Here is a 21446-nt window from a genome sequence, read left to right as displayed (position 1 = left end):
AACAGGTGGATGCCGGCGGCACCCTACCGCGCCTTGTTGACAGGACGGAGACAGCCGCCATCAAAAGCCGGGGCCAAAAAAAGACCGGCCCCGGGAATGCCGGGGCCGGTCTGCCTGGTGGGCCGCGTGGGCGGGCTATTCCCCGGCCTGGCCCGGCAGGGTTGGCGGCAGATGCGGGGCCGGGGTCGGCTGCTCGGCCCGGGTCGGCCGCTGGGCCAGGCGGCGCAGCACCACGTAGAAGACCGGGGTCAGGAACAGGCCGATCAGGGTGACGCCGGTCATGCCGCCGGCCACCGCCGTGCCCAGTGCATGGCGCATCTCGGCACCGGCGCCCGACGAGACCACCAGCGGCAGCACGCCGAGGATGAAGGCAAAGGCCGTCATCAGGATCGGCCGCAGGCGCAGGCGGCAGGCCTCGATCACCGCATCCACGGTGCTCTTGCCCTCGGCCTCGATCTGGCGGGCGAATTCGACGATCAGGATCGCGTTCTTCGCCGCCAGGCCGATCAGCACCACCAGACCGATCTGCACCAGCACGTTGTTGTCGATGCCCGACAGCCACACGCCGCCCAGTGCGAACAGCATGGAGACCGGCACGATCAGCATGATCGCCAGCGGCAGGATCCAGCTTTCATACTGGGCCGACAGCGCCAGGAACACGAAGACGATCGACAGCGCGAAGATGAAGATCGCCGTATTCCCGGTCAGGCGCTCCTGCAGGGCCAGCTCGGTCCATTCGAAGGTCTGACCCGGCTGCAGCGTCTCGCCCGCCAGCTTCTCCATCACATCCAGCGACTGGCCGGTCGACACGCCGGGCGGCGTGTTGCCCTGCAGCGGCACCGAGACGAACATGTTGTAACGCTGCACCAGATCGGGGCCCGCGGTCTCACGTATTTCAACCAGGCTGCCCAGCGGCACCAGGCCGCCGCCGGCCGACCGCACCTTCAGCCGCAGGATGTCCTCCTTGTTGAGGCGGAATTCGGCCGAGGCCTGGGCGCGCACCTGGAAGATGCGGCCGAAGGCGTTGAAGTCGTTGACGTAGGACGAGCCGAGATTGATCTGAAGCACGTCGAAGATGTTGGCGATCGGCACATTCAGCATCTGCGCCTTCACCCGGTCGATATTCAGGTAGATCTGCGGCGACGAGGCCGAGAAGGTGGTGAACACCCCGGTCACGCCCGGCGTCTGCGCCGCCTTCCCCATCATCTGGTAGGCGGCCATCAGCAGCGGCCGCACGTCGTCGCTGTTGCGGTTCTGCAGCTGCATCTTGAAGCCGCCGCCAGAACCGATACCCGGCACGGCGGGCGGCGGCACGGCGATCACGAAGGCCTCCTCGATCGCCTGCAGCCGGCCGATCATCTGGCCGATGATCACGGCGGCAGTCTGGCCCCGGGCAAGGCGCTCCTCGAACGGCTTGAAGGTGGTGAACATCACACCGGCATTGCTGGCATTGGTGAAGGTGGCGCCGTTGAAGCCGGGGATCGCCACCACATGGTCCACACCCGGCACGCTTTCGGCGATCCGGGTCGCCTTCTGCACCACCTCGTCGGTACGGTCGAGCGTGGCGCCATCGGGCAGCTGCATCACCACGATGGCATAGCCGCGGTCGAGCGGCGGGATGAACCCCTTCGGCATGGCGCCGAAGATCCACACCGTGCCGGCCACCAGCAGCAGGTAGAAGCCCAGCATCACGAAGCGCCGCCGCACCACGCCGCCGACGCTGGTGGCATAGCCGCCGGCCATCCGGTCGAAGGCGGTGTTGAAGCGTTCGGCGAAATAGCTGCCAAGGCGGAACAGGATGAAGCGCGGCCGGTGATGCTCGCCCTTTTCATGCCGCTTCAGCAGGATCGCACCCAGCGCCGGCGACAGGGTCAGCGAGTTGAAGGCCGAGATGATCGTCGCCACCGCGATGGTCAGCGCGAACTGCTTGTAGAACTGGCCGGTGATGCCGGGGATGAAGGCGGTCGGGATGAACACCGCCGACAGCACCACGGCGATGGCGACCACGGCGCGGCCAACCTCGTCCATGGTCTCGTGCGCGGCGTCGCGCGGGCTCATGCCCAGGGCGATGTTGCGCTCGATATTCTCGACCACCACGATGGCGTCGTCGACCACGATGCCGATCGCCAGCACCAGGCCGAACAGGCTGAGCACATTCAGGTTGAACCCGAACATCGACATCACGAAGAAGGTGCCGATCAGCGAGACCGGGATGGCGAGGATCGGGATCAGCGCCGCCCGCCAGTTCTGCAGGAAGACCAGCACCACCAGCGCGACCAGGATGATCGCCTCGATCAGGGTCTTGTACACCTCGTTCAGGGATTCCGAGATGAATTCGGTCGGATTGTAGATGATGGTGTATTCCAGACCGGGCGGAAAATCCTTCTTCAGCTCCTCCATCATGGCGATCACCGCCTCGGAGGTGTCCAGTGCGTTGGTGCCCGGGCGCTGGAACACGCCCATCGCCACCGCGGTCTGGCCGTCGAGATAGCTGCGGCTGGTATAGTCCTTGCCACCCAGTTCGATGCGGGCGACATCCTGCAGGCGCACCAGCCGGCCGCCCTCGCCGGACTTGACGATCACGTTGCGGAACTCGCGGGCATCGCTGAAGCGGCCCTGGGTGGTCACCATCGCCTCGATCGGGGTATCGGCCGGGGCCGGCTGGCGGCCGAGGCCGCCGCCCGATACCTGCACATTCTGCGCCTGCAGCGCGCCGATCACATCGGCGCCGGACAGGCCAAAGGCCGACATCCGCGTCGGGTCCAGCCAGATGCGGATCGCATATTCGCTGCCGCCGAATACGATCACGCTGCCGACGCCGTCCAGCCGCAGCAGCTGCTCGCGGATGCGCAGGTTCATGTAGTTGGCGATATACAGCTCGTCATAGCGCTTGTCGGGCGACAGCAGGTGCACGACCATCAGGAAGTCGCCGGACTGCTTGCGGGTGGTGATGCCCTGGCGGCGCACTTCCTCGGGCAGGCGCGGCTCGGCGATCGAGACGCGGTTCTGCACCTGCACCTGGGCATTGTCGAGATCGGTGCCGGGGCGGAAGGTGATGGTCAGCTGCATCACGCCGTTGGCCGTCGAATAGGACGACATGTACAGCATGTTCTCGACGCCGTTGATCTCCTGTTCGATCGGCGTCGCCACCACCCGGGCCAGCGTCTCGGCATCGGCGCCGGGATAGCTGGCGGTGACATTGATCTGCGGCGGCGCGATTTCCGGATATTCGCTGACCGGCAGCTGGAAGAAGGCGATCGCGCCGATGATCACGATCACGATGGAGACCACCGAGGCGAAAATCGGCCGGTCGACGAAGAAATGCCCGAACTTCATGACGGCTCCCTGGACTGGACCCGGACGGAATCCGGGCGGGGGGAAGGCAAAGAGGAAACGGTGGCGACCGCTCAGGCGGCCGCCGGCCGCCTTATTTCTTCGGCGCGGCCTGCTGCTGGCCCGGCTGCGCGGCAGCCAGGGCCATCAGGCCGTTCCAGACCGGCGGCAGCTGCACCGGCTGCGGCGTCACCACGCCGCCGCCCAGCCGCACGCGCTGCAGGCCGTTGATGACCACGGTCTCGTCGCCCTTCAGGCCGGTGCGGATGATGCGGTAGCGGTCGGTGCGCGAGCCCAGCGTGACCGGCTGCTGGCGGGTCTGGCCGCCTTCACCCACCACATAGACGTAGCGGCGGTCGAGATCGGTCAGGATCGCCTCGTCCGGCAGCAGGATGCCTTCGTATTCCGGCGTGCCCGGCACGGCGATGCGGCCGAACAGGCCCGGCGTCAGGAACAGGTTCTTGTTGTCCAGCACGGCGCGCAGCCGCAGGGTGCCGGTCGACGCATCCAGCCGGTTGTCGGTGAAGTTGAGCCGGCCCTTGTGCAGGAAATCCTTCTCGTCGGTCAGCTGCACGGCGACGGGCAGCGACTGGGTGTTCAGGCTGTCGCCGTTTTTCATCGCCAGCCGCTGGTAGGCGAGGAAGGACCGCTCGTCGATGTCGAAATAGAAATAGATCGGGTCGAGCTGGACGATGGTGGTCAGCAGCGTCTCGTTCTCGCGGACAAGGTTGCCCTCGGTGACCAGCTTGCGCGAGATGCGGCCCGAAATCGGCGCCCGGATCTCGGTGAAGCCGAGATTGAGGCGGGCCGTGTCCAGCGCGGCGCGGGCGCCGGCGATGTTGGCCTGGGCGGCGAGGAAGGCCTGGCGGCGCTGGTCCAGGGTCGCGGTGGCGGCCGCGCCGGTCTGGGTCAGGCGCTGATAGCGCTCGTATTCCACCTTGGCGAGGTCGAATTCGGTCTGCCGGCTGTTCAGCGTGGCCTGGGCCTGGTTCAGCGCCGCCTGATAGCTGCGGCGGTCGATGGTGAACAGCAGGTCGCCTTCCTTCACGGTGGCGCCATCGGTGAAATGCACGCTGTCCAGATAGCCGTTGACGCGGGCGCGGACCTCCACTGCGGCCGCGGCATCGAAGCGGCCGGTGAATTCGTCCATCTCGACGATCGGCTTGACCACCGGCCGGGCGACGGTCACCGGCGGCGGGCCCTGCTGGGCCAGCGCCGCATCGGCGGCGATCAGGCCGGCCAGGGCTGCGGCAGCGATCCGGGCATACCGGTACAAGGAACCCGAAGTCATGGAAAAACCCCCGATATCTTTTTGCATGCGCGAACAACTAACCACGGCCGGTGGTATCGACAAGCTATACTCCGGTATCGCCGTGTGACCGCGGGCACGAAACCCTGACGTTGCGGCAGCACCGCAGGGATCTCCGGCCGCGGCCGGCGGGAAGATTCCCCGTCGCGGGCTGCCGGACTGTAGAGGACACGGAAAAGCGGCGCCGCAAAAATATTGCACGGCGACAATCGTGAAATTACGCGCCGCATCATAATTCCTGCAGGAACTGGCAATTAGCATCCGCCGGACGGGTACACAACGGGAACGTTTTCCCAACACTCCGTCCCGGGAATGCATGGCGGCGGCGATGGGGGATGTCGGAGGGAAAAGCGGGGGCCGGCCAGGGCGGGCCGGCAGGCACCGGCCGGTCCCGGCCCGCGGCTTGCGGACGGGACCGGCGGCTGGGCGGCGTTAGGCCGCCTGGTTACGCGGCCTGGGCAATGTCGGAAAAGCTTTTCAGGAACAGCCGGGCGTCGCCGGCCTCGGTGAAATCGACCACCATCTGGCTGCCGTCGGAATCGACCGCCGCCTTGCCGCCGGAAAAGTTCTGCAGGTGCAGGCGGATCGAGATGCGGGTGTCTTCCGACATCGGTTCACGAACAAAAACACGCATGGTCATGCTCTCCTTTTCTGCTGGAAATCACTGGTTTTCTGCCGGGAATGGCTCTCGTTGCCCGTGGCGGGACTGCGCTCGCCCACCGGCAGCGGCCCGCTGCCATACACATTGACCAGGTCGTCATGGTCGGTGGCCGGCGGGCCTGGCCTGTGGCCCGTCTTGTGGCTGGTATCCGGCATGCTTGGCTCCTTCGTAAAACCATCGGCAACGGCATCACCGGCAGGATGATGCGGGCGGCCGCCAGACTTGCGCATGGCGGAGAAACAGCCTGGGCTCAGAGCTGCTGGCGGAAGGGCCGCGCGGGCCTTTCCCTGCTGCATTGCCGGATGAACCTCCGGACCGGACCGACCTGGATGGCCGCCGCCGGCACCGGCAATGCTGGCGCCCCGGCCGGAAAACCGGCGGGCCGCGCCGGTCTGATATAGCGGATCGGGCCGGAAAAGGACAGGAAAAACTGGATTATTATTTATTTATAATGGTTTGTCAGAGATCGAGCCGGAAAAAGACGGTATCCACCGCCATCCGCGGAAAGCTGGCCGGCAGGGCCGCAGCATCGATCCGGGCGAAGCCGTTCTTTTGGTAAAACCGGTGCGCGGCGAGGAATTTCTCGGTGGTGCCCAGCAGGATCCGGTCCAGCCCGGCACCACGCGCATGGGCCAGCAGGATATCGAGCAGGGCCTGGGCCACGCCCCGGTCGCGCCCGCGCCAGTCCCTGTGCACGAACATCTTGCGCAGGGCCGCCTCTCCCGTGCCGATATCGATCAGCGCGATGCTGCCGACCACCGCACCGGCCGACGTCTTCGCCACCCAGAATCCGCCGCAGCCCTGCCGGTAGAAACCATCGATATCCCGCAGGTCGGGCTGCTGTTCGTAGGTGATCGGAATGCCGAATTCCGCCTGCTGGATCGGCAGGATCAGTGCGGCGATGCCGTCGGTATCCGCGTCCGACGCGGGCGCGATGGCAAAGGGCGGCGACATCAGAAGGGCTTGACGATGACGAGGATGACGATGCCGATCATCAGCAGGGTCGGCACCTCGTTCATGAACCGGTAGAAACGTTCGCTGCGGGTGTTGCGGTCCTCGGCGAAGTCGCGCTGCCAGCGCACCAGCATCCCGTGCATCGCCTGCATGCCGATCACCAGCGCCAGCTTGGCGATCAGCCAGCCATGGCTCCACCATTCACCCAGCACCACCATGGCGATGCCGAAGATCCAGGTCGCGGCCATCGCCGGGTTGATGATCGCCCGCAGCAGCCTGCGTTCCATCAGCTTGAATTTCTCGGAAGCCTCCGAACCGGGCGCCACCTGGCAGTGATAGACGAACAGCCGCGGCAGATAGAGCATCCCCGCCATCCAGGCGATCACGGCAATGACATGCAGGGCTTTCAGCCAGAGATACAGCATGCCGCCGTCATACGCCCTGATCCGTGCAGATGCAACGCCGCCAGGCATTGCCACAGGGCCGCGCACCGCTGCCGCAGCGCGGCTGGCCATCATCGACCCGCGCCCGTTTCACCATGCCGGCGAGGCCGGTGATGAAATCCGGTTCGGTGCCGACGGCCGGCACGCGGATATAGGCGGCGGCACCATGTCCGTGTGCCAGTTCGGCATATTCGATGTCGAGTTCGACCAGCGTCTCGGAATGCTCCGAGACGAAAGCCACCGGCACCACGACGATGCGGCAGCCATCCTTCGCGGCCCGCTCGATCTCGGCATCGGTGGCCGGGCCGATCCATTCCAGCGGACCGACCCGGCTCTGGTAGCAGATCACGCTGTCGATCGCCGGCCGGTCCAGCCGCCGCAGGATCGCCGCCACACTGCGTTCGACCTGCATCTGGTAGGGATCGCCGTCGGTCACCACCTTTTTCGGCAGGCCATGGGCGGAAAACAGAAGGCGCAACGGTGCATCCTGTGGCCCCGCCGTTTCCGCCTGATCCAGCGCGCGCTGCAGCAGCAGGGCCTGCGCCGCGATGAAGCCGCCCTCGTCCGGATAGCAGCCGATGGCCGCTGTCGGCACGTCAAGGCCCGCGCGCTTCGCCGCCCGCCGCCAGTCCCGCAGCGACGAGGCGGTCGTCGTCGTCGAGAATTGCGGATACAGCGGCAGCAGGATCACCCGTTCCGCCCCCCAGTCCCTGGCCGCGCGTGCTGCATCGTCGGCAAACGGTTTCCAGTACCGCATGGCGATGAACACGGCATAGTCGTCGCTGCCCAGGGCCGCCTGCAGGGCCGTCGCCTGGGCCTGCGTCTGCGGCAGGATCGGCGAACGGCCGCCCATCTGCGCGTAGATCTCCGCTGCCTTGGGTGCGCGCCGCGTTGCGATCAGCTTGGCCAGCAGCCAGCGGAACGGATTCGGCAGGCGGATGATCGCCGGATCGTTGAACAGGTTGAACAGGAAGGGCTGCACGGCCTGCTGGCTGTCCGGCCCGCCGAGATTGAACAGGATGACGGCTGTCTTCTGGGGCATGGTCCGCTCAATGTAAGCCGCTGGCGCAATCCGGCAATATGCTTGTTTCTTCGTATTTTTTTGTTCGGGCACAAATTCGCCTCAATCAGGGCGAGACTACCGCATGGTCATCCGGGTGACCGGCCTGATGAAATGAACAGGAATGTCCATGTCCCGCACCGGCTCTCTGCTCGCTTCCACCCTCGCCTTATGCATGGCACTTGCATGCACCATGCCTGCCTTTGCCGATCCGCCCGGCGGCAAACCGAACAGGGCAGCGCCCGAGCGAAGCAGCCCTGCCCGTCATGACAGCCACAGCGGCAGTCTTCATGTCGACATCGTCATCGGTAACGATACCCGCATGGCCATCCGCGACTATTACGGATCACAGTTCCGGGCCGGCCATTGCCCGCCCGGGCTGGCAAAAAAGCACAATGGCTGCATGCCGCCAGGCCAGGCGAAGAAATGGGCGCTAGGCCGGCCGCTGCCACGCGATGTGATCTTCCACGACCTGCCACAGGATCTGCTCAGACGCATACAGCAACCGCCGCAGGGCTATCGCTACGTGCGGGTCGCGTCCGATATCCTGATGATCGCCATCGGCACCGGCCTTGTTGCTGCCGCCATCGAGGATCTGTCACGCATCAGCTGAGACCGGCCGGTGTCAGACACTGGTTTCGGTGCCCTTCACCAGCCGCACCAGCTGCTCGACATGGCGCACCGGGGTTTCCGGCACGATGCCGTGGCCGAGGTTGAAGATATGGTTGCGGCCGCCGAAGCTGCGCAGCAGGCGCTGCACCCCTTCCGCCAGCGCCGGACCGCCGGTCACCAGCAGCCGCGGGTCGAGATTGCCCTGCACCACGGTCTTCGGCCACAGATGGTCGCGGGCCCAGCCCAGCGGCACGGTGTAATCCAGCCCCAGCGCATCGGCGCCGGTGGCCGCCGCATAGCCTTCGAGATACAGCCCGGCACCGCGCGGGAAGGCGATCACCGGCACCCCCGGATGCAGTTCCTTCATGCGGGCGATGATCTGCCGCACCGGTTCGACGCAGAAGCGGCGGAATTCCATTTCCGGCAGCACGCCGGCCCAGGTGTCGAACAGCTGCAGCACCTCGGCACCGGCCTTCACCTGGCGGTCGAGATAGGACACCGTCGCCTCGACCAGTATAGCCAGCAGGCTCGACAGTGCTGCCGGATTGCCGAAGGCCCAGGTTTTGGCCGCCGCATGATCGGTCGAGCCGCGGCCCTCCAGCATGTAGGTCGCCACCGTCCATGGCGCGCCGGCAAAACCGATCAGGGTGCAGTCATCGGGCAGGGCCGTCCGGATCCGCCCGACCGCCTCGTAGACCGGCCCCAGCCGGGCATGGATGCCCTGCGGATTCAGCCGGGTCAGCTCGGCAGCGCCACGGATGGCATCCAGCACCGGTCCCTCGTTCTCCCTGAAGGCCAGCCCCTGGCCCAGCGCCTGCGGGATCAGCAGGATATCGGCGAACAGGATCGCCGCATCGAAACCGAAGCGGCGGATCGGCTGCAGGGTCACTTCGGCGGCCAGTTCCGGGTCGTAGCAGAGATCGAGGAAGCTGCCGGCCCGGGCGCGGGTCTCGCGGTATTCCGGCAGGTAGCGGCCGGCCTGGCGCATCAGCCAGATCGGCGGCCGTTCCGCCGGCAGTCCGGCAAGGGTACGCAGGAGCGGTTTGGTCGGCTGGACAGCCTGGACGGGGGGGAGACGGGCCATGACCTATTCCTTCTCCTATTTTATTTAAAAATAAAAGAGATGAGGTTGTTGTTTGTGCGGGGAGAGTCGGGGATTACCGGTTCTCCGGAGATGGTCCGGCCGGCTGTCCCGGCCGCAGCCGGTTATCCGCAGCGGGCCGGGGATGACGGGATAAAGGCCGCAAAACGTGGCGGAACCGCCAATCCGGCTGCCCTGAATCATGGGGATAACGGGAGCGGATGCAGCGCCTGCGGATTGTCCACGGAATTCACAGGTTGGCGGGAAATTTGATCCTCCGGTGACAGGCCGGTTGCATGAAAGACCGCTTGCGGGCATGAAAATGGCCGGACTGGGGACAAACCCCCGCTTGTCCCCCTTATCCACGGAATTCAGCCCCCGCCGCGTCATGCCGAAAACTGTCCGGCCTCACATCCATCTGGTCTCCGACGCCACCGGCGAGACCCTGAAATCCATCGCCAAGGCGGTTCTGGTGCAGTTCCAGAAATCCCATGACGAGGTCGAGGTGCATACCTGGGCGCTGGTCCGCACGCCGCTGCAGATGGAACGGGTGGTCGAGGCGATTGCCGCCATGGGCGGCCTGGTCCTGTTCACCATCGTCGACAAGGGCCAGCGCGACATCCTGGTGAAGGGCTGTGCCCAGGCCAAGCTGCAGATCGTGCCGGTGCTCGATCCGGTCATGCATGCCGTCGGGCGCTATTTCGGCGAGAAGGCGCAGAACCTGCCGGGCCGCCAGCATGAGCTGGATGCCGAGTATTTCTACCGCATCGATGCCATGCATTTCACCATCGCCCATGACGACGGCCAGCATCTGGGCGATATCGACAAGGCGGATATCGTGCTGGTCGGCGTGTCGCGCACCTCGAAGACGCCGACCTCGATCTACCTGGCCAATCGCGGCTACAAGACCGCCAATATCCCGATCGTGCCCGGCCTGCCGGTGCCCGAGGAGGTGAACCGGCTGGGCGGCCTGACCGACGGGCCGCTGGTGGTCGGCCTGACCGCCTCGCCCGACCGCCTGATCTCGGTGCGCCGCAACCGCCTGATCGCCATGAACGAGACCACCGAAACGGAATATGTCGATGTCGACCGGGTGCGCGACGAGCTGAACATGGCCCGCAAGCTGTGCAGCCGCCATGGCTGGCCGGTGATCGATGTCACCCGCCGCTCGATCGAGGAAACCGCCGCCGCGATCCTAAACCTGCAGGCCCGCCGCGAGGAACAGCGGCGGCAGCAGAATCTCGATCTCGGCCTGCCAGCGCCGGAAGGCCGCCGCCGGTGAACCTGATCCTTGCCTCTGCCAGTTCCGCGCGCGCGGCCATGCTGCGCCAGGCCGGTCTCGATTTCGCGGTGCAGCCGGCCCGCATCGACGAGGCCGAGATCAAGCGGGCGCTGCAGGCCGAGGGGGCGGGTCCGCGCGAGGCCGCCGAGGCGCTGGCCGAACTGAAGGCGCGGCGCGGCACGCCGGCAGCAGGCGACGACAGCTTTGTCATCGCCGCCGACCAGATGCTGGCCTGCGAGGGCCGCTGGTTCGACAAGCCGGCCGACATGGCCGAGGCCCGCACGCAGCTGCAGGCCCTGCGCGGCCGCACCCATGATCTGGTCTCGGCGGTCGTCGTCGCGCGCAGCGGCACCATCATCTGGCGCCATATCGACGGCGCGCGGCTGACCATGCGGGCCTTCTCGGACGGCTTTCTCGACGCCTATCTCGCCCAGGCCGGCGATGCCGTGCTGCAATCGGTCGGCTGCTACCAGCTGGAAGGCCTCGGCGTGCAGCTGTTCAGCCGCATCCAGGGCGATTTCTTCACCATCCTTGGCCTGCCGCTGCTGCCGCTGCTGGATTTCCTGCGCCATCATCAGGTGCTGCGCACGTGAGCGACGATCCGGTAATCCCCCGCGCCGGCGTGATCGGCTGGCCGGTGGCGCATTCGCGCTCGCCGAAGCTGCACGGCTTCTGGCTCCGGCAATACGGCATCGACGGCCGTTACGATCGCATCCCGGTGCCGCCCGAGGAGGTCGGTGCCTTCCTCGCGGCGCTGCCGCGGGAACCGGGCTTCCGCGGCATCAACGTGACCATCCCGCACAAGGTGGCCGTGCTGCCCTATCTGGCGGAGACCGACGCGGCGGCGCGGCGGATCGGTGCGGTCAACACCATCGTGGTGCGCGCCGATGGCGGCCTCGCCGGCAGCAACACCGATGCCTTCGGCTTCATCGAAAGCCTGAAGGCGGATGCCCCGCCCGGCTGGTCGGCGGCTGCCCGCCCGGCGGTGTTGCTGGGGGCCGGCGGTGCCGCCCGCGCCCTGGTGGTCGCGCTGCTGGATGCCGGCGTGCCCGAGCTGCGCATCGCCAACCGCAGCCGGGACAGGGCCGAGGCCCTGGCGGCCGAATTCGGACCGCGCCTGACCGTGACGGACTGGGACGAGCGCGCGGCGGTGCTGGCCGGTGCCGGGCTGCTGGTCAATTCCACCAGCCTCGGCATGACCGGCATGGAAGCACTGGACATCGCGCTGGACGACCTGCCCGGCGATGCCCTGGTCAGCGACATCGTCTATGCCCCCCTGCAGACCCCCCTGCTGGCCGCCGCCGCCGCCCGCGGCAACCCGGTGGTCGACGGGCTGGGCATGCTGCTGCATCAGGGCCGGCCGGGTTTCGAGGCCTGGTTCGGGGTGGCGCCGGCGGTGACGCCGGCCCTGCGCGCCGCGGTGCTGGCGGAATGATGGCGGGAGGTCCGGCATGCTGAAGGTCGCACTCACCGGCTCGATCGGCATGGGCAAGTCCACCGTGGGCGGGATGCTGGCCGCGATGGGCATCCCGCTGTTCGATGCCGATGCCACCGTGCATGCGCTCTATGCGCCGGGCGGTGCCGCGGTGGCGCCGCTGCGGGCGGCCTTTCCGGAAGCCGTGGCCGGCGCGGCCGTCGACCGCGAAATCCTGTCGAAGCTGGTGCTGGGCGATACCGGGGCGATCCGCCGGCTGGAAGCCATCGTGCATCCGCTGGTCGGCGCCGAGCGCCGGCACTTTCTGGCCGCGGCCGAGGCGGCCGGCGCGGCTTTCGCGGTGCTCGATATCCCGCTGCTGTTCGAGGGCCGCAGCCGCGATGCCTATGATGCCGTGATCGTGGTCAGCGCGCCGGCGGCGGCACAGCGCCAGCGCGTGCTGGCGCGGCCGGGGATGACGGAAGAGAAATTTGCCGCCATCCTGGCCCGGCAGGTGCCCGATGCCGAGAAACGCGCCGGCGCCGATTACGTGATCGATACCGGCGTGGCCCTGGACGAGACCGAACGCCAGCTCCGCGCCGTGGTGGCGGACCTCAACCGCAGAGCCGGGGAGAAACAGTGATGCGCGAGATCGTGCTGGATACCGAAACCACCGGCTTCGACGCCCAGAACGGCGACCGCATCGTCGAGATCGGCTGCATCGAGCTGGTCAACCACATCGCCACCGGCCGGCATTTCCATGTCTACATCAATCCGGAACGGCCGATGCCGGAAGACGCCTTCAGGGTGCATGGCCTGTCCGACGATTTCCTGAAGGACAAGCCGGTCTTCGCCAGTGTGGCGCAGGACTTCGTCGCCTTCGTCGGCGAGGACCCGCTGGTGATCCACAATGCCGCCTTCGATATCGGTTTCCTGAATGCGGAACTGGCGCGGCTGGAGGGCATGCCGCATATCGCCATGGAGCGCGCCATCGACACCGTGCGGATGGCGCGGCAGAAATTCCCCGGTGCCCAGGCCAGCCTCGACGCACTGTGCAAGCGGTTCAACATCGACAATTCTGCGCGCACCAAGCATGGCGCGCTGCTCGATGCCGAATTGCTGGCCGAGGTCTATCTCGAGCTGATCGGCGGCCGCCAGCAGGGCCTCGGGCTCGCCGGCCTCGATGGCAGCGGCCAGACGGTGGTTCCCCTGCAGACACCGCGCGGCCCGGCCCGGCCGCCGCGGCCGCATGCCGCCAGTGCAGAGGAACTGGCCGCCCATGCGGCTTTTGTCGCCAAGCTGAAAGATCCGCTCTGGCTGGATGGCTAATAGGCCCGGCCGGCCGGGTCAGCCGCCATCCTCGATATCGGCACAGCAGAACACCATGTCGACGGTCTCGCCGTCGCCGGACAGCGGCAGCAGCAGGGTGCCGTGTTCGCGCACCGGCCGGTTGCCGAAGGAGCTGTCATCCCGCTCTGGGCCGGTGGTGGCGTCGTAATCATAAACAAAGCGCCGGCCCTCGATGACGATGCGGTAATTCAGCATCACCTCGTCCTCGTCATTGCCCAGGTGATGGCCGATATAATGGCCGCGCACCGGCAGGCCGGTCGGATCGTGGCCGCGGATCGCCACCTGTTTGGTGCCGACCAGGCGATAGCGCAGGAAAGGTGCCGCCGGCAGCACCTCGGTCAGCACCAGATAGGGCAGCAGGTCGGGAATCTCGGCGGGATCGATGTCGCGCCGCGCCGGCATCGGCCGTGTGCCGCGCTTGGCGTTCCAGTAATCCCAGGTGCGGCGGATGCGCGGCGAGCAGTGCTCGAGGAAGTCGAGGGTCAGCATCCGCGGATGAGACGACCGGGCGATCGCGTCATCCAGCGGGATGCTCATGGGGCGGCCGGGGTCAGGCGGTCTGCTGTTCCGCCTCGGCTTCCTTGCTGCGCTGGTACTGGGCCAGGAAGTCGATCGGATCCAGCATCAGCGGCGGCATGCCGCCGTCGCGGGTGGCATCGGCAACGATGCGCCGGGCAAACGGGAACAGCAGGCGCGGCGCCTCGACCAGCAGCAGCGGCTCGACATGCTCGGCCGGCACATTGGCGATGGTGAACAGGCCGGCATAATAGAGGTCGACCACGAAGGCGGTTTCCTCGCCATGCTTGGCCTCGCACAGGATGCGCAGAGTGACCTCGAACAGGCTATCATTGACCCGTTCGGCCTGGGTGCCGACATTGACCGAGATCTGCGGCGCGCCCGGCATGCTGAAGCTGCGCGGCGCCATCGGATGCTCGAAGGACAAATCCTTGGTATATTGGGCATTCAGCCCGAAACGCGGCGCCGTGTCGGGGTTGAAGCCTTCGGGCGGCAGGGTGCTGTCGGTCATGACCGGCGGTCTTTCTCGCTGAAAACTGGGCGGTCCCGTCCCTAGCATGCTTTCGCGCCGGGCCACAAGTCGCCCCTCCCGCCCGCGCCCGGCCAGGGTGCGCCTGTCTTGCAATACCGGGAAAACCGCTTATTTCTCTGCGGTATGGCGCTGCCGCCCGGCTGGACCGGACAGAGCCATGGGGCTACACTGAAACAACAGGCGGACAAGACGATTTCCGATGGGTGACAGCGGCTTGCAGTTTCTCGACATCATTCTTCTGGCGGCCATCGCGGGCTTCATCGTGCTGCGGCTGCGTTCGGTGCTGGGCCAGCGCACCGGCCACGAGCAGCAGCGCCGGCGCCGTTTCGGCGGGCCCGAGGCCGATGGCGGCGACAAGGCCGAGGCCGAGAAGGTGATCACCCTGCCGCGCCGCGACCAGCCGGCCGCCCCGGCCGGCGACCCGAAGATCGACCGCATCCGCGCCGCCGATCCGCGTTTCGATCCGGCCGAATTCATCGAGGGCGCCAAGGCCGCCTACGAGATGATCGTCACGGCCTTTGCCGCCGGCGACAAGGATACGCTGCGGCCGCTGCTGTCGCGCGAGGTCTTCGCCGATTTCGCCGGCGCCATCGACGACCGCGCCAGCCGTGGCGAGACCATGGAAACCAAGGTGATCGGCATGCGGGCCGTCGAGATCACCGAAACCCAGCTGAACGGCCGCATCGCCGAAATCACGGTGACGTTCGACAGCGAGCTGATGAGCACCACCCGCGACGCCCACGACCATGTGATCGGCGGCCATGCCAATACGGTCGAGCAGGTCACGGATATCTGGACCTTCGCCCGCGATACCGGTTCGCGCGATCCGAACTGGACCCTGATCGCCACCTCCGCGCCCGCCGCCGCGTGAGCGCCGGCCTGCTGTTCCGCCTGGCCGCTGCGGCCACGCTGCTTGGCCTGCTGGCTGCCTGTGCGGCCGAGCGCAAGCCGCTTCCCCTCGCATTCCGCCCGGCCGGCTTTGCCGACCTGCCCGGCTGGCAGGCCGATGCACCGGCTGCCGCCCTGCCGGCGCTGGCGCGATCCTGCGCGCGCATGCTGGCGCGGCCTGCCGATCGCGGTCTCGACGGGTTCGACCGCTACGGCACGCCGGCGGACTGGCGGCCGTTCTGCATGGCACTGGGCAGCCTGAAGCCCGGCGACGATGCCGCCCTGCGGGCGCTGGCCGAACGCGAACTGGCGCCGGTGGCGGTGCTGGGCGAGGATGCGGCGCAGGGGCTGTTCACCGGCTATTACGAACCGCTGGTGCGCGGCAGCCGCCGGCGCCACGGCGCCTACCAGGCGCCGCTCTACCGCCAGCCGGCCGATCTGGTGCAGGTCGATCTCGGCGAATTCCGCGACAGCCTGAAGGGCCAGCGCATCGCCGGCCGGGTGCGCGACGGCCGGCTGAAACCCTATGACGACCGTGCCGCCATCGAGGCCGGTGCGCTGGCCGGCCGCAATCTCGAACTGGTCTGGCTCGACGATGCCGCCGATGCCTTCTTCCTGCAGGTGCAGGGGTCCGGCCTCGTGCAGCTCGATGACGGCAGCCAGATGCGGGTCGGTTTCGCGGCCCAGAACGGCCATGCCTATGTCGCGGTGGGGCGTGTGCTGATCGCGCGCGGCGAAATCGCCCGCGAGGATGTCTCGCTGCAGACGATCCGGGCCTGGCTGGCGGCGCATCCGGCGGAGGCGCCGGCGCTGCTGCGTGAAAACCCCTCCTATGTGTTTTTCCGCGAGCTGCCCAAGCCGCAGGACGACAGCGACGGCCCGCCCGGCGCCCAGGGCGTCGCGCTGCTGCCCGGCCGCAGCCTTGCGGTCGACCGCAGCCATTTCGCGCTCGGCCTGCCCGTGTGGCTCGACACCACGCAGCCGGCGCTGCAGCCGGGCGCGGCCGAAAAACCGCTACGGCGGCTGATGGTGGCGCAGGATACCGGCGGCGCCATCCGCGGCGGCGTGCGCGGCGATGTCTTCTGGGGCCATGGCGACGAAGCCGAGGCGCTGGCCGGCCGCATGAAACAGCCGGGCCGCTGGTGGCTGCTGCTGCCGAAGCCGGTTGCGGCCAGGCTGCTGGCGGCGCCCGCCGCCTGAACGGTTCAGCCGCGCTTGCGGCCGCCATGGATGAAAACGGCGGCGCCCAGGATCATGTCGATCCGCGTGCCGTCGCCGGCCAGCGGCATCTGGATGCTCTCGAAGGTGATCCAGCTCTTGCCCGGCCACCAGGCGACGCGGCCGGCATAGCCGACCGGGCCGCGCCGCCGCCGCACCTCGTCGAAGGCGTGGCGCATCATCCAGGCGCGGTCGTCGCCGAGAACCTCCTCAAGGGTGCAGCCGGCGAAGTCGCCGCCATACATCACGCGCTGGGCGCTGCCCAGCCGGCCGATCCGGTAGACCGGCGCGGTTTCCGGTGCCGGCGGCTCGACATCGACCAGCAGCAGATGCGACAGCAGCTGCGGCATGGCGGCCAGGCGGATCGCGTCCAGTGCCGGCAGCCGGCCGCTGCCGGCGGCCACCAGGTCCTGCCAGTGCGTCTTCAGCGCCCGCAGCAGCAGGTCCTGCGGTTCGGCGCATTCGCGGATATCCGGCCGCCGCTGCGGCGGGGTCTCGATCAGGGTCAGCATGGCTTCAGGACAGCATGATACGCGGCAGTCTCGCCGAAATGCACGCGGCCCGCCATGCTGCCTTGGTCTGACCGGGCCCTGCTGGCGGACCGTTCTGCCGGATCCGGGGTCAGCCCGCATCCGGGTCGGAAAAGACACCGGCCCCGAAGATCGTGTCGATATTGCTGCCGTCGCCGGCCAGCGGTGCATGCAGGCCCTCGAAATGCATCCATGTATGGCTCTGCAGCCAGGTGATCTGGCCGCGATTGATCACCGGGGTCCGGCGCCGCACCACGGCGGCATAGAGCCGGTTGAACTCGGCTGCCGCCGCCGGCGGAAAGATGTCGTCGATCACGCGGCCGACCACGCCATTGCCGTAGATCTGCACATGCTCCTCGCCCAGCAGGCGGATGCGGAAGCTGTTCCCGTCCAGCACGTCGACCAGGTAGATGCTGGGCAGCAGGCTGCGCAGTTCCAGCGGGTCGAGATCCTGCCGGCCCGGCAGGATTCCGTCCGGACCGCATTTCGACTGCCAGTAGGACAGCAGGGTCTGCAGCAGCGGCGATCGCGGCTGCGCCCCGCTATGGTCGCCGGTGTCGCGGAATTTCAGGTCCGTGCTGCCCCGGCCGGCCGACAAATCCTCGGTCATGCCATGAATCTGGGCCGCGGGCCGGGGTTCGGCAAGCGGAAATGCCCGGCCCGGCCCCATTCCGCGGGGCGGAGCTGTGTGGCATACTGACGATGTTGCGATTACCGAATTGCGATCACTGACAGCTCTCCCGCCCGCTCCCATGACCGTCGCCACCGCCCTGCTGATCCGTCCCGCCGAGGACCGCGATCTGTCCGCGATTGCCGATATCTACGCGCATCACGTGCTGCACGGCTATGCCAGTTTCGAGACGGTGCCGCCGGATGCCGCCGAACTGGGCCAGCGCCGCGCCGCCATCGTCGCGAAGGGCCTGCCTTACCTGGCGGCCGAGATCGACGGCCGGATCGTCGGTTATGCCTATGCCGGGCCGTATCGGCCGCGCATCGCCTATCGGTTTGCCGTGGAAGATTCGATCTATGTGGCCAGCGATGCGCCGCGCCGCGGCATCGGCCGTGCGCTGCTCGCCGCCCTGATCGATGACTGCACCCGCCAGGGCTATCGCCAGATGGTGGCGGTGATCGGCGACACCCGCAACATGGGCTCGATCGGCCTGCATGCGGCGCTGGGCTTCCGGGTGGTCGGCACCCTGCCGTCGATCGGCTTCAAGCATGGCCGCTGGGTCGACAGCGTGTTCATGCAGCGCCCGCTGGGTCGCGGCGACGGCGACCTGCCGGCCGCCGATCCGGGGTCGCGCTGAGGCGCTAGCCGCCCGGCCGCAGGCGCTGGCGGTCGGCCATGGTCAGCCCGACATCGTCGAGCAGCCGGGTGTCCAGGTCGCGCAGGGCGTCGCAGCTGCGCCGGTAGGCCGCCCGGGCGCGGTGGCGATCCCAGAGATATGTGATGAAACGGCAAAACAAATCCGTTGCTGCCCGTCCTGCCGGGACGGGCCGCCGATACGCGAAAGCCATGAAAAACCTCGCTTGATCCGGGGTTATGCGGGGCTATGATAGGCAAAGGCGGCTGCGCCGCCAGCCGTGATTTACTCAACCATACGTCAGGAAAAATCACAGATGCGCCTGCTGCCGCCGCTCAATGCCCTGCGGGCCTTCGAGGCGGCGGCGCGGCTGGGCAGCTTCAGCCGCGCGGCGCAGGAACTCGGCGTCACCCATGGCGCGGTCAGCCGCCATGTGCAGACCCTGGAGCAGTTTCTCGGCACGCCGCTGTTCCGGCCCCATGGCCGCGGCCGCATCCCGACCGAACGCGCCGCCGTCTATCTCGCCGAGGTCAGTGCCGCGCTCGACCGGCTGGGCAACGCCACCGAACGCATGCGCGAACCGGCAACGGCACGCCTGATCCGCGTCAACATTGTCGCCACCTTCGCCATGCGCTGGCTGATCCCGCGGCTGTCGGCCTTCCAGATCGCGCATCCGCGCGTCGAGGTGCGGCTGTCGACCTCGACGGCCGCGATCGAGCATCTGCAGGACGAGTTCGACGTGGCGATCCGCCGCCATCCGATGCATCGCGCCGGGTTCGTCGCGCGGCAGTTTCTGGCCGATCCCAACCTGCCGGTGGCGGCGCCGGCCCTGCTGGCGCGCTGGCCGGTGGCAGAGCCGGCCGATCTTCTGCGCGCGCCGCTGCTGCACAGCGACAGCAAGCCGAATGCCTGGCTGGAATGGTTCCGTGCCGCCGGCTTTTCATCGGGGCAGATCCCGATCGGCGGCCAGCGTTTCGAGAATTATTTCTTCGCGCTGGAAGCCGCCCTGCGCGGCCTCGGCTTCGCCGTCGGCGCCCTGCCGCTGGTGGCCGACGATCTGGCCGCCGGGCGGCTGGTGGCGCCGCTCGACGGTCCGGTCTTCATCTCCGAGGGTTATCACGTGCTGTATCCGGCCAACCGCAGCCACGGCACGGTGATGCAGTTCGTCGACTGGCTGGTCGCCGAGGGTGCCCGGGAATCCGCGGCGGGCATGCGGCCGGCATGAGCAGACAGGCCGTCGCGGTGATCGACGCCGATGGCGCCCTGGTGCAGGACGGCCATGCCGGCGCGGTGCCATGGTGGAGCTTCACCAAGACATTGCTGGCCATCGCCGCGCTGCGCCTTGCCGAAGACGGCGCGCTGTCTCTCGATGCGCCGCTGGCCGGCGCGGATTACACGCTGGCGCAGCTGCTGCGGCATGAGGCCGGCCTGCCCGATTACGGCGGGCTCGCGTCCTACCAGGCCGATGTCGCCGCGCAGCGCGCGCCCTGGCCGGCCGCGCGCCTGCTGGCCGAGACGGAGGCGGATCGCCTGCGCTATGCACCGGGGCAAGGCTGGGCCTATTCGAATATCGGTTACATGAAGGTCGCCGCGCTGGTCGCGCAGGCGGCAGGGCTTTCGCTGGGCGACGCGCTTGATCGCCTCGTCTTCGCGCCGGCCAGCGTGGCCGGCACGCGGCTCGCCCTGCTGCCGTCTGACCTCGATGATGTGGCGATGGGCAGCGTGACCAGCTATCACCCCGGCTGGGTCTATCACGGGCTGGCGACCGGTCCGGTGGCGGATGCCGCCCGGCTGCTCCGGGCGCTGGTCGATGGCCGGCTGCTGCGGCCGGAGAGTTTTGCGCGTATGCTGCAGGGCCGGGCCCTGCCCGAACACGGCAGTGCAACCTATCCCGATCCGGCCTATGGCCTCGGCCTGATGCTGTGGGCGCATGATCCGCTGGCACATCCATGGGGCCATACCGGCGGCGGACCGGGCAGCGGCATCGCGGTCTATGCATTGGGGCGGAAAATCTGCGCATTCTGGCGCACGACACAACCGGATGCGCCCGTCGATGTGGCGGCGCAGGCCTTCGCCCGGCTGGCCGAGGCGTTGCCTGCCGCGGCCAAGCCGCTAGAGTGACCCCGAGGAGACCCCGTCCGTTATGACCAGCCCCGAATCCCCCGCTGCCGCGCCGCCCCGCGTGGCGCTGTTCGTCACCTGCCTCGTCGATCTCTACCGCCCCGGCGTCGGCTTCGCCGCGATCAAGCTGCTGGAGGATGCCGGCTGCATCGTGGAGGTGCCCGAGGCGCAGGTCTGCTGCGGCCAGCCGGCCTATAATTCCGGTGACCGTGCCGACACCACCGCCATCGCCCGGCAGGTGATCGCCGCCTTCGAGGGCTATGACTATGTGGTGGCGCCATCGGGGTCCTGCGGCGGCATGATCCGCGACCATTACCCGGCCCTGTTCGCGGCCGAGCCAGACTGGCAGGTGCGCGCCGGGGCAGTGGCGGCGCGCACATACGAGCTGACGAGCTTCCTGGTCGACGTGCTGAAGGTGGACACGCTGGCCGGCGTCGCCTGCGACGCGAAAGCCACCTATCACGACAGCTGCTCGGGCCTGCGCGAACTGGGCGTGAAGACGCAGCCGCGCCGGCTGCTGGAATCCGTCGCCGGCCTCGAACTGGTCGAGATGCAGACGCCGGAAACCTGCTGCGGTTTCGGCGGCACCTTCTGCATCAAGTATGGCGAGGTCTCGACCGATATCGTCAGCCGCAAGACCGCCGACATCGCCGCCACCGGCGCCGGGCTGCTGCTGGCCGGCGACATGGGCTGCCTGCTCAACATGGCCGGCCGGCTGCAGCGCGAGGGCAGCGCCGTGCAGGTGCGCCACGTGGCCGAGGTGCTGGCCGGCATGGCGGACGGACCCGCCATAGGCGAAGCGTCCCTGGGCGAAGCGGATAAGGGGGCGGCGCCATGA

The 21446-nt window shown here is 67.9% G+C and carries 25 protein-coding genes; 12 read left to right on the top strand and 13 right to left on the bottom strand.

From position 1 onward, the window contains the following. Positions 1 to 135: 135 nt before the first annotated feature. The 7 genes from ACEQZY_RS17795 to hemH all read right to left on the bottom strand — a co-directional run bounded on the left by ACEQZY_RS17795 (position 136) and on the right by hemH (position 7742). Positions 136 to 3336: a multidrug efflux RND transporter permease subunit gene (locus tag ACEQZY_RS17795; RefSeq protein ID WP_341704208.1), complete on the bottom strand. Its 3201-nt coding sequence runs from the start codon at positions 3334 to 3336 to the stop codon at positions 136 to 138. 91 nt (positions 3337 to 3427) lie between these two features. Beyond that, the gene (locus ACEQZY_RS17790; RefSeq protein WP_341704209.1) at positions 3428 to 4624 is read right to left on the bottom strand and encodes an efflux RND transporter periplasmic adaptor subunit; all 1197 of its coding nucleotides are present in this window, start codon (positions 4622 to 4624) and stop codon (positions 3428 to 3430) included. Positions 4625 to 5087: 463 nt separating this feature from the next. Continuing rightward, positions 5088 to 5276: a hypothetical protein gene (locus ACEQZY_RS17785; RefSeq protein ID WP_341704210.1), complete on the bottom strand. Its 189-nt coding sequence runs from the start codon at positions 5274 to 5276 to the stop codon at positions 5088 to 5090. Between the two features lie 2 nt (positions 5277 to 5278). Then, positions 5279 to 5458, bottom strand: coding sequence for a hypothetical protein (locus ACEQZY_RS17780; protein ID WP_341704211.1), 180 nt, complete (start codon positions 5456 to 5458; stop codon positions 5279 to 5281). Positions 5459 to 5762: 304 nt separating this feature from the next. Continuing rightward, positions 5763 to 6257 carry a GNAT family N-acetyltransferase gene (locus ACEQZY_RS17775; RefSeq protein WP_341704212.1) on the bottom strand — a complete coding sequence of 165 codons (495 nt, stop codon included), beginning with the start codon at positions 6255 to 6257 and terminating at the stop codon, positions 5763 to 5765. Next, on the bottom strand, positions 6257 to 6682 hold the full coding sequence (gene hemJ, locus ACEQZY_RS17770; RefSeq protein WP_341704213.1) for a protoporphyrinogen oxidase HemJ: 426 nt from the start codon (positions 6680 to 6682) through the stop codon (positions 6257 to 6259). The genes ACEQZY_RS17775 and hemJ overlap by 1 nt, the downstream gene beginning before the upstream one ends. Before the next feature lie 7 nt (positions 6683 to 6689). After that, positions 6690 to 7742: a ferrochelatase gene (gene hemH / locus ACEQZY_RS17765; protein WP_341704214.1), complete on the bottom strand. Its 1053-nt coding sequence runs from the start codon at positions 7740 to 7742 to the stop codon at positions 6690 to 6692. Positions 7743 to 7890: 148 nt separating this feature from the next. On the opposite strand from hemH, the gene ACEQZY_RS17760 reads away from it, so the two are divergent. Continuing rightward, positions 7891 to 8373, top strand: coding sequence for an RcnB family protein (locus ACEQZY_RS17760; RefSeq protein WP_370156210.1), 483 nt, complete (start codon positions 7891 to 7893; stop codon positions 8371 to 8373). Positions 8374 to 8385: 12 nt separating this feature from the next. Here ACEQZY_RS17760 and hemE read toward each other — a convergent pair whose 3' ends face one another. Next, on the bottom strand, positions 8386 to 9456 hold the full coding sequence (gene hemE / locus ACEQZY_RS17755; RefSeq protein WP_341704216.1) for a uroporphyrinogen decarboxylase: 1071 nt from the start codon (positions 9454 to 9456) through the stop codon (positions 8386 to 8388). 385 nt (positions 9457 to 9841) lie between these two features. Between hemE and ACEQZY_RS17750 the strand changes: the two genes are divergently transcribed. From ACEQZY_RS17750 to dnaQ, 5 genes are read left to right on the top strand one after another with little or no spacing between them, the layout of a single operon-like run. Continuing rightward, a complete protein-coding gene (locus ACEQZY_RS17750) occupies positions 9842 to 10735 on the top strand; it encodes a pyruvate, water dikinase regulatory protein (protein WP_341704217.1) in 894 nt (297 codons plus the stop codon). Beyond that, on the top strand, positions 10732 to 11328 hold the full coding sequence (locus ACEQZY_RS17745; protein ID WP_370156208.1) for a Maf family protein: 597 nt from the start codon (positions 10732 to 10734) through the stop codon (positions 11326 to 11328). Before ACEQZY_RS17750 ends, ACEQZY_RS17745 begins: the two co-directional genes overlap by 4 nt. Beyond that, positions 11325 to 12170 carry a shikimate dehydrogenase gene (locus tag ACEQZY_RS17740; RefSeq protein ID WP_370156206.1) on the top strand — a complete coding sequence of 282 codons (846 nt, stop codon included), beginning with the start codon at positions 11325 to 11327 and terminating at the stop codon, positions 12168 to 12170. Before ACEQZY_RS17745 ends, ACEQZY_RS17740 begins: the two co-directional genes overlap by 4 nt. Positions 12171 to 12186: 16 nt before the next feature. Then, entirely contained in the window at positions 12187 to 12792 is a 606-nt protein-coding gene (coaE, locus tag ACEQZY_RS17735; protein WP_341705560.1) for a dephospho-CoA kinase, read from the top strand. After that, positions 12792 to 13478, top strand: a complete 687-nt coding sequence (gene dnaQ, locus ACEQZY_RS17730; protein ID WP_370156204.1) for a DNA polymerase III subunit epsilon — start codon at positions 12792 to 12794, stop codon at positions 13476 to 13478. Before coaE ends, dnaQ begins: the two co-directional genes overlap by 1 nt. 18 nt (positions 13479 to 13496) lie before the next feature. On the opposite strand, the gene ACEQZY_RS17725 is transcribed toward dnaQ, so the two are convergent. Both ACEQZY_RS17725 and secB read right to left on the bottom strand, forming a co-directional pair. Then, positions 13497 to 14036, bottom strand: a complete 540-nt coding sequence (locus ACEQZY_RS17725) for a PAS domain-containing protein (protein ID WP_341705558.1) — start codon at positions 14034 to 14036, stop codon at positions 13497 to 13499. 13 nt (positions 14037 to 14049) lie between these two features. Next, entirely contained in the window at positions 14050 to 14526 is a 477-nt protein-coding gene (gene secB, locus ACEQZY_RS17720) for a protein-export chaperone SecB (RefSeq protein ID WP_341705557.1), read from the bottom strand. A 220-nt stretch (positions 14527 to 14746) separates the two neighbouring features. Between secB and ACEQZY_RS17715 the strand changes: the two genes are divergently transcribed. Both ACEQZY_RS17715 and ACEQZY_RS17710 read left to right on the top strand, forming a co-directional pair. Continuing rightward, positions 14747 to 15418, top strand: coding sequence for a Tim44/TimA family putative adaptor protein (locus ACEQZY_RS17715; protein WP_370156202.1), 672 nt, complete (start codon positions 14747 to 14749; stop codon positions 15416 to 15418). Next, positions 15415 to 16635: a murein transglycosylase A gene (locus ACEQZY_RS17710; RefSeq protein WP_370156200.1), complete on the top strand. Its 1221-nt coding sequence runs from the start codon at positions 15415 to 15417 to the stop codon at positions 16633 to 16635. The genes ACEQZY_RS17715 and ACEQZY_RS17710 overlap by 4 nt, the downstream gene beginning before the upstream one ends. A gap of 5 nt (positions 16636 to 16640) precedes the next feature. On the opposite strand, the gene ACEQZY_RS17705 is transcribed toward ACEQZY_RS17710, so the two are convergent. Together ACEQZY_RS17705 and ACEQZY_RS17700 are read right to left on the bottom strand one after the other, a co-directional pair. After that, positions 16641 to 17165 (bottom strand): hypothetical protein, encoded by a 525-nt coding sequence (locus ACEQZY_RS17705; protein ID WP_370156199.1) that lies wholly within the window; start codon positions 17163 to 17165, stop codon positions 16641 to 16643. A 109-nt stretch (positions 17166 to 17274) separates the two neighbouring features. Then, positions 17275 to 17793, bottom strand: a complete 519-nt coding sequence (locus ACEQZY_RS17700; protein ID WP_341704639.1) for a PAS domain-containing protein — start codon at positions 17791 to 17793, stop codon at positions 17275 to 17277. Positions 17794 to 17935: 142 nt separating this feature from the next. Between ACEQZY_RS17700 and ACEQZY_RS17695 the strand changes: the two genes are divergently transcribed. Further along, positions 17936 to 18490, top strand: coding sequence for an N-acetyltransferase family protein (locus ACEQZY_RS17695; RefSeq protein WP_341704638.1), 555 nt, complete (start codon positions 17936 to 17938; stop codon positions 18488 to 18490). A gap of 4 nt (positions 18491 to 18494) precedes the next feature. Here ACEQZY_RS17695 and ACEQZY_RS17690 read toward each other — a convergent pair whose 3' ends face one another. Continuing rightward, positions 18495 to 18650, bottom strand: coding sequence for a DUF1127 domain-containing protein (locus tag ACEQZY_RS17690; protein ID WP_370156197.1), 156 nt, complete (start codon positions 18648 to 18650; stop codon positions 18495 to 18497). 153 nt (positions 18651 to 18803) lie between these two features. On the opposite strand from ACEQZY_RS17690, the gene ACEQZY_RS17685 reads away from it, so the two are divergent. The 3 genes from ACEQZY_RS17685 to ACEQZY_RS17675 are packed head-to-tail and all read left to right on the top strand — an operon-like array spanning position 18804 to position 21446. After that, the gene (locus ACEQZY_RS17685) at positions 18804 to 19712 is read left to right on the top strand and encodes a LysR substrate-binding domain-containing protein (RefSeq protein WP_370156195.1); all 909 of its coding nucleotides are present in this window, start codon (positions 18804 to 18806) and stop codon (positions 19710 to 19712) included. Continuing rightward, the gene (locus ACEQZY_RS17680; protein WP_370156193.1) at positions 19709 to 20608 is read left to right on the top strand and encodes a serine hydrolase domain-containing protein; all 900 of its coding nucleotides are present in this window, start codon (positions 19709 to 19711) and stop codon (positions 20606 to 20608) included. The genes ACEQZY_RS17685 and ACEQZY_RS17680 overlap by 4 nt, the downstream gene beginning before the upstream one ends. A gap of 22 nt (positions 20609 to 20630) precedes the next feature. Beyond that, on the top strand, positions 20631 to 21446 hold the full coding sequence (locus tag ACEQZY_RS17675) for a (Fe-S)-binding protein (RefSeq protein ID WP_341704634.1): 816 nt from the start codon (positions 20631 to 20633) through the stop codon (positions 21444 to 21446).

It is taken from the genome of Ferrovibrio sp., from assembly GCF_964218355.1.
In the GTDB taxonomy this organism is placed as follows: domain Bacteria; phylum Pseudomonadota; class Alphaproteobacteria; order Ferrovibrionales; family Ferrovibrionaceae; genus Ferrovibrio.
The sequence above is the reverse complement of the archived record's forward strand: the minus strand, read 5'-3'. Positions and strand labels throughout refer to the sequence as shown.

Coding starts and splice junctions, on each gene's coding strand:
- ACEQZY_RS17795 (WP_341704208.1), bottom strand. CDS start 3,336: ATGAAGTTCGGGCATTTCTTCGTCGACCGGCCGATTTTCGCCTCGGTG.
- ACEQZY_RS17790 (WP_341704209.1), bottom strand. CDS start 4,624: ATGACTTCGGGTTCCTTGTACCGGTATGCCCGGATCGCTGCCGCAGCC.
- ACEQZY_RS17785 (WP_341704210.1), bottom strand. CDS start 5,276: ATGCGTGTTTTTGTTCGTGAACCGATGTCGGAAGACACCCGCATCTCG.
- ACEQZY_RS17780 (WP_341704211.1), bottom strand. CDS start 5,458: ATGCCGGATACCAGCCACAAGACGGGCCACAGGCCAGGCCCGCCGGCC.
- ACEQZY_RS17775 (WP_341704212.1), bottom strand. CDS start 6,257: ATGTCGCCGCCCTTTGCCATCGCGCCCGCGTCGGACGCGGATACCGAC.
- hemJ (WP_341704213.1), bottom strand. CDS start 6,682: ATGCTGTATCTCTGGCTGAAAGCCCTGCATGTCATTGCCGTGATCGCC.
- hemH (WP_341704214.1), bottom strand. CDS start 7,742: ATGCCCCAGAAGACAGCCGTCATCCTGTTCAATCTCGGCGGGCCGGAC.
- ACEQZY_RS17760 (WP_370156210.1), top strand. CDS start 7,891: ATGTCCCGCACCGGCTCTCTGCTCGCTTCCACCCTCGCCTTATGCATG.
- hemE (WP_341704216.1), bottom strand. CDS start 9,456: ATGGCCCGTCTCCCCCCCGTCCAGGCTGTCCAGCCGACCAAACCGCTC.
- ACEQZY_RS17750 (WP_341704217.1), top strand. CDS start 9,842: ATGCCGAAAACTGTCCGGCCTCACATCCATCTGGTCTCCGACGCCACC.
- coaE (WP_341705560.1), top strand. CDS start 12,187: ATGCTGAAGGTCGCACTCACCGGCTCGATCGGCATGGGCAAGTCCACC.
- dnaQ (WP_370156204.1), top strand. CDS start 12,792: ATGCGCGAGATCGTGCTGGATACCGAAACCACCGGCTTCGACGCCCAG.
- ACEQZY_RS17725 (WP_341705558.1), bottom strand. CDS start 14,036: ATGAGCATCCCGCTGGATGACGCGATCGCCCGGTCGTCTCATCCGCGG.
- secB (WP_341705557.1), bottom strand. CDS start 14,526: ATGACCGACAGCACCCTGCCGCCCGAAGGCTTCAACCCCGACACGGCG.
- ACEQZY_RS17715 (WP_370156202.1), top strand. CDS start 14,747: ATGGGTGACAGCGGCTTGCAGTTTCTCGACATCATTCTTCTGGCGGCC.
- ACEQZY_RS17705 (WP_370156199.1), bottom strand. CDS start 17,165: ATGCTGACCCTGATCGAGACCCCGCCGCAGCGGCGGCCGGATATCCGC.
- ACEQZY_RS17700 (WP_341704639.1), bottom strand. CDS start 17,793: ATGACCGAGGATTTGTCGGCCGGCCGGGGCAGCACGGACCTGAAATTC.
- ACEQZY_RS17695 (WP_341704638.1), top strand. CDS start 17,936: ATGACCGTCGCCACCGCCCTGCTGATCCGTCCCGCCGAGGACCGCGAT.
- ACEQZY_RS17685 (WP_370156195.1), top strand. CDS start 18,804: ATGCGCCTGCTGCCGCCGCTCAATGCCCTGCGGGCCTTCGAGGCGGCG.
- ACEQZY_RS17680 (WP_370156193.1), top strand. CDS start 19,709: ATGAGCAGACAGGCCGTCGCGGTGATCGACGCCGATGGCGCCCTGGTG.
- ACEQZY_RS17675 (WP_341704634.1), top strand. CDS start 20,631: ATGACCAGCCCCGAATCCCCCGCTGCCGCGCCGCCCCGCGTGGCGCTG.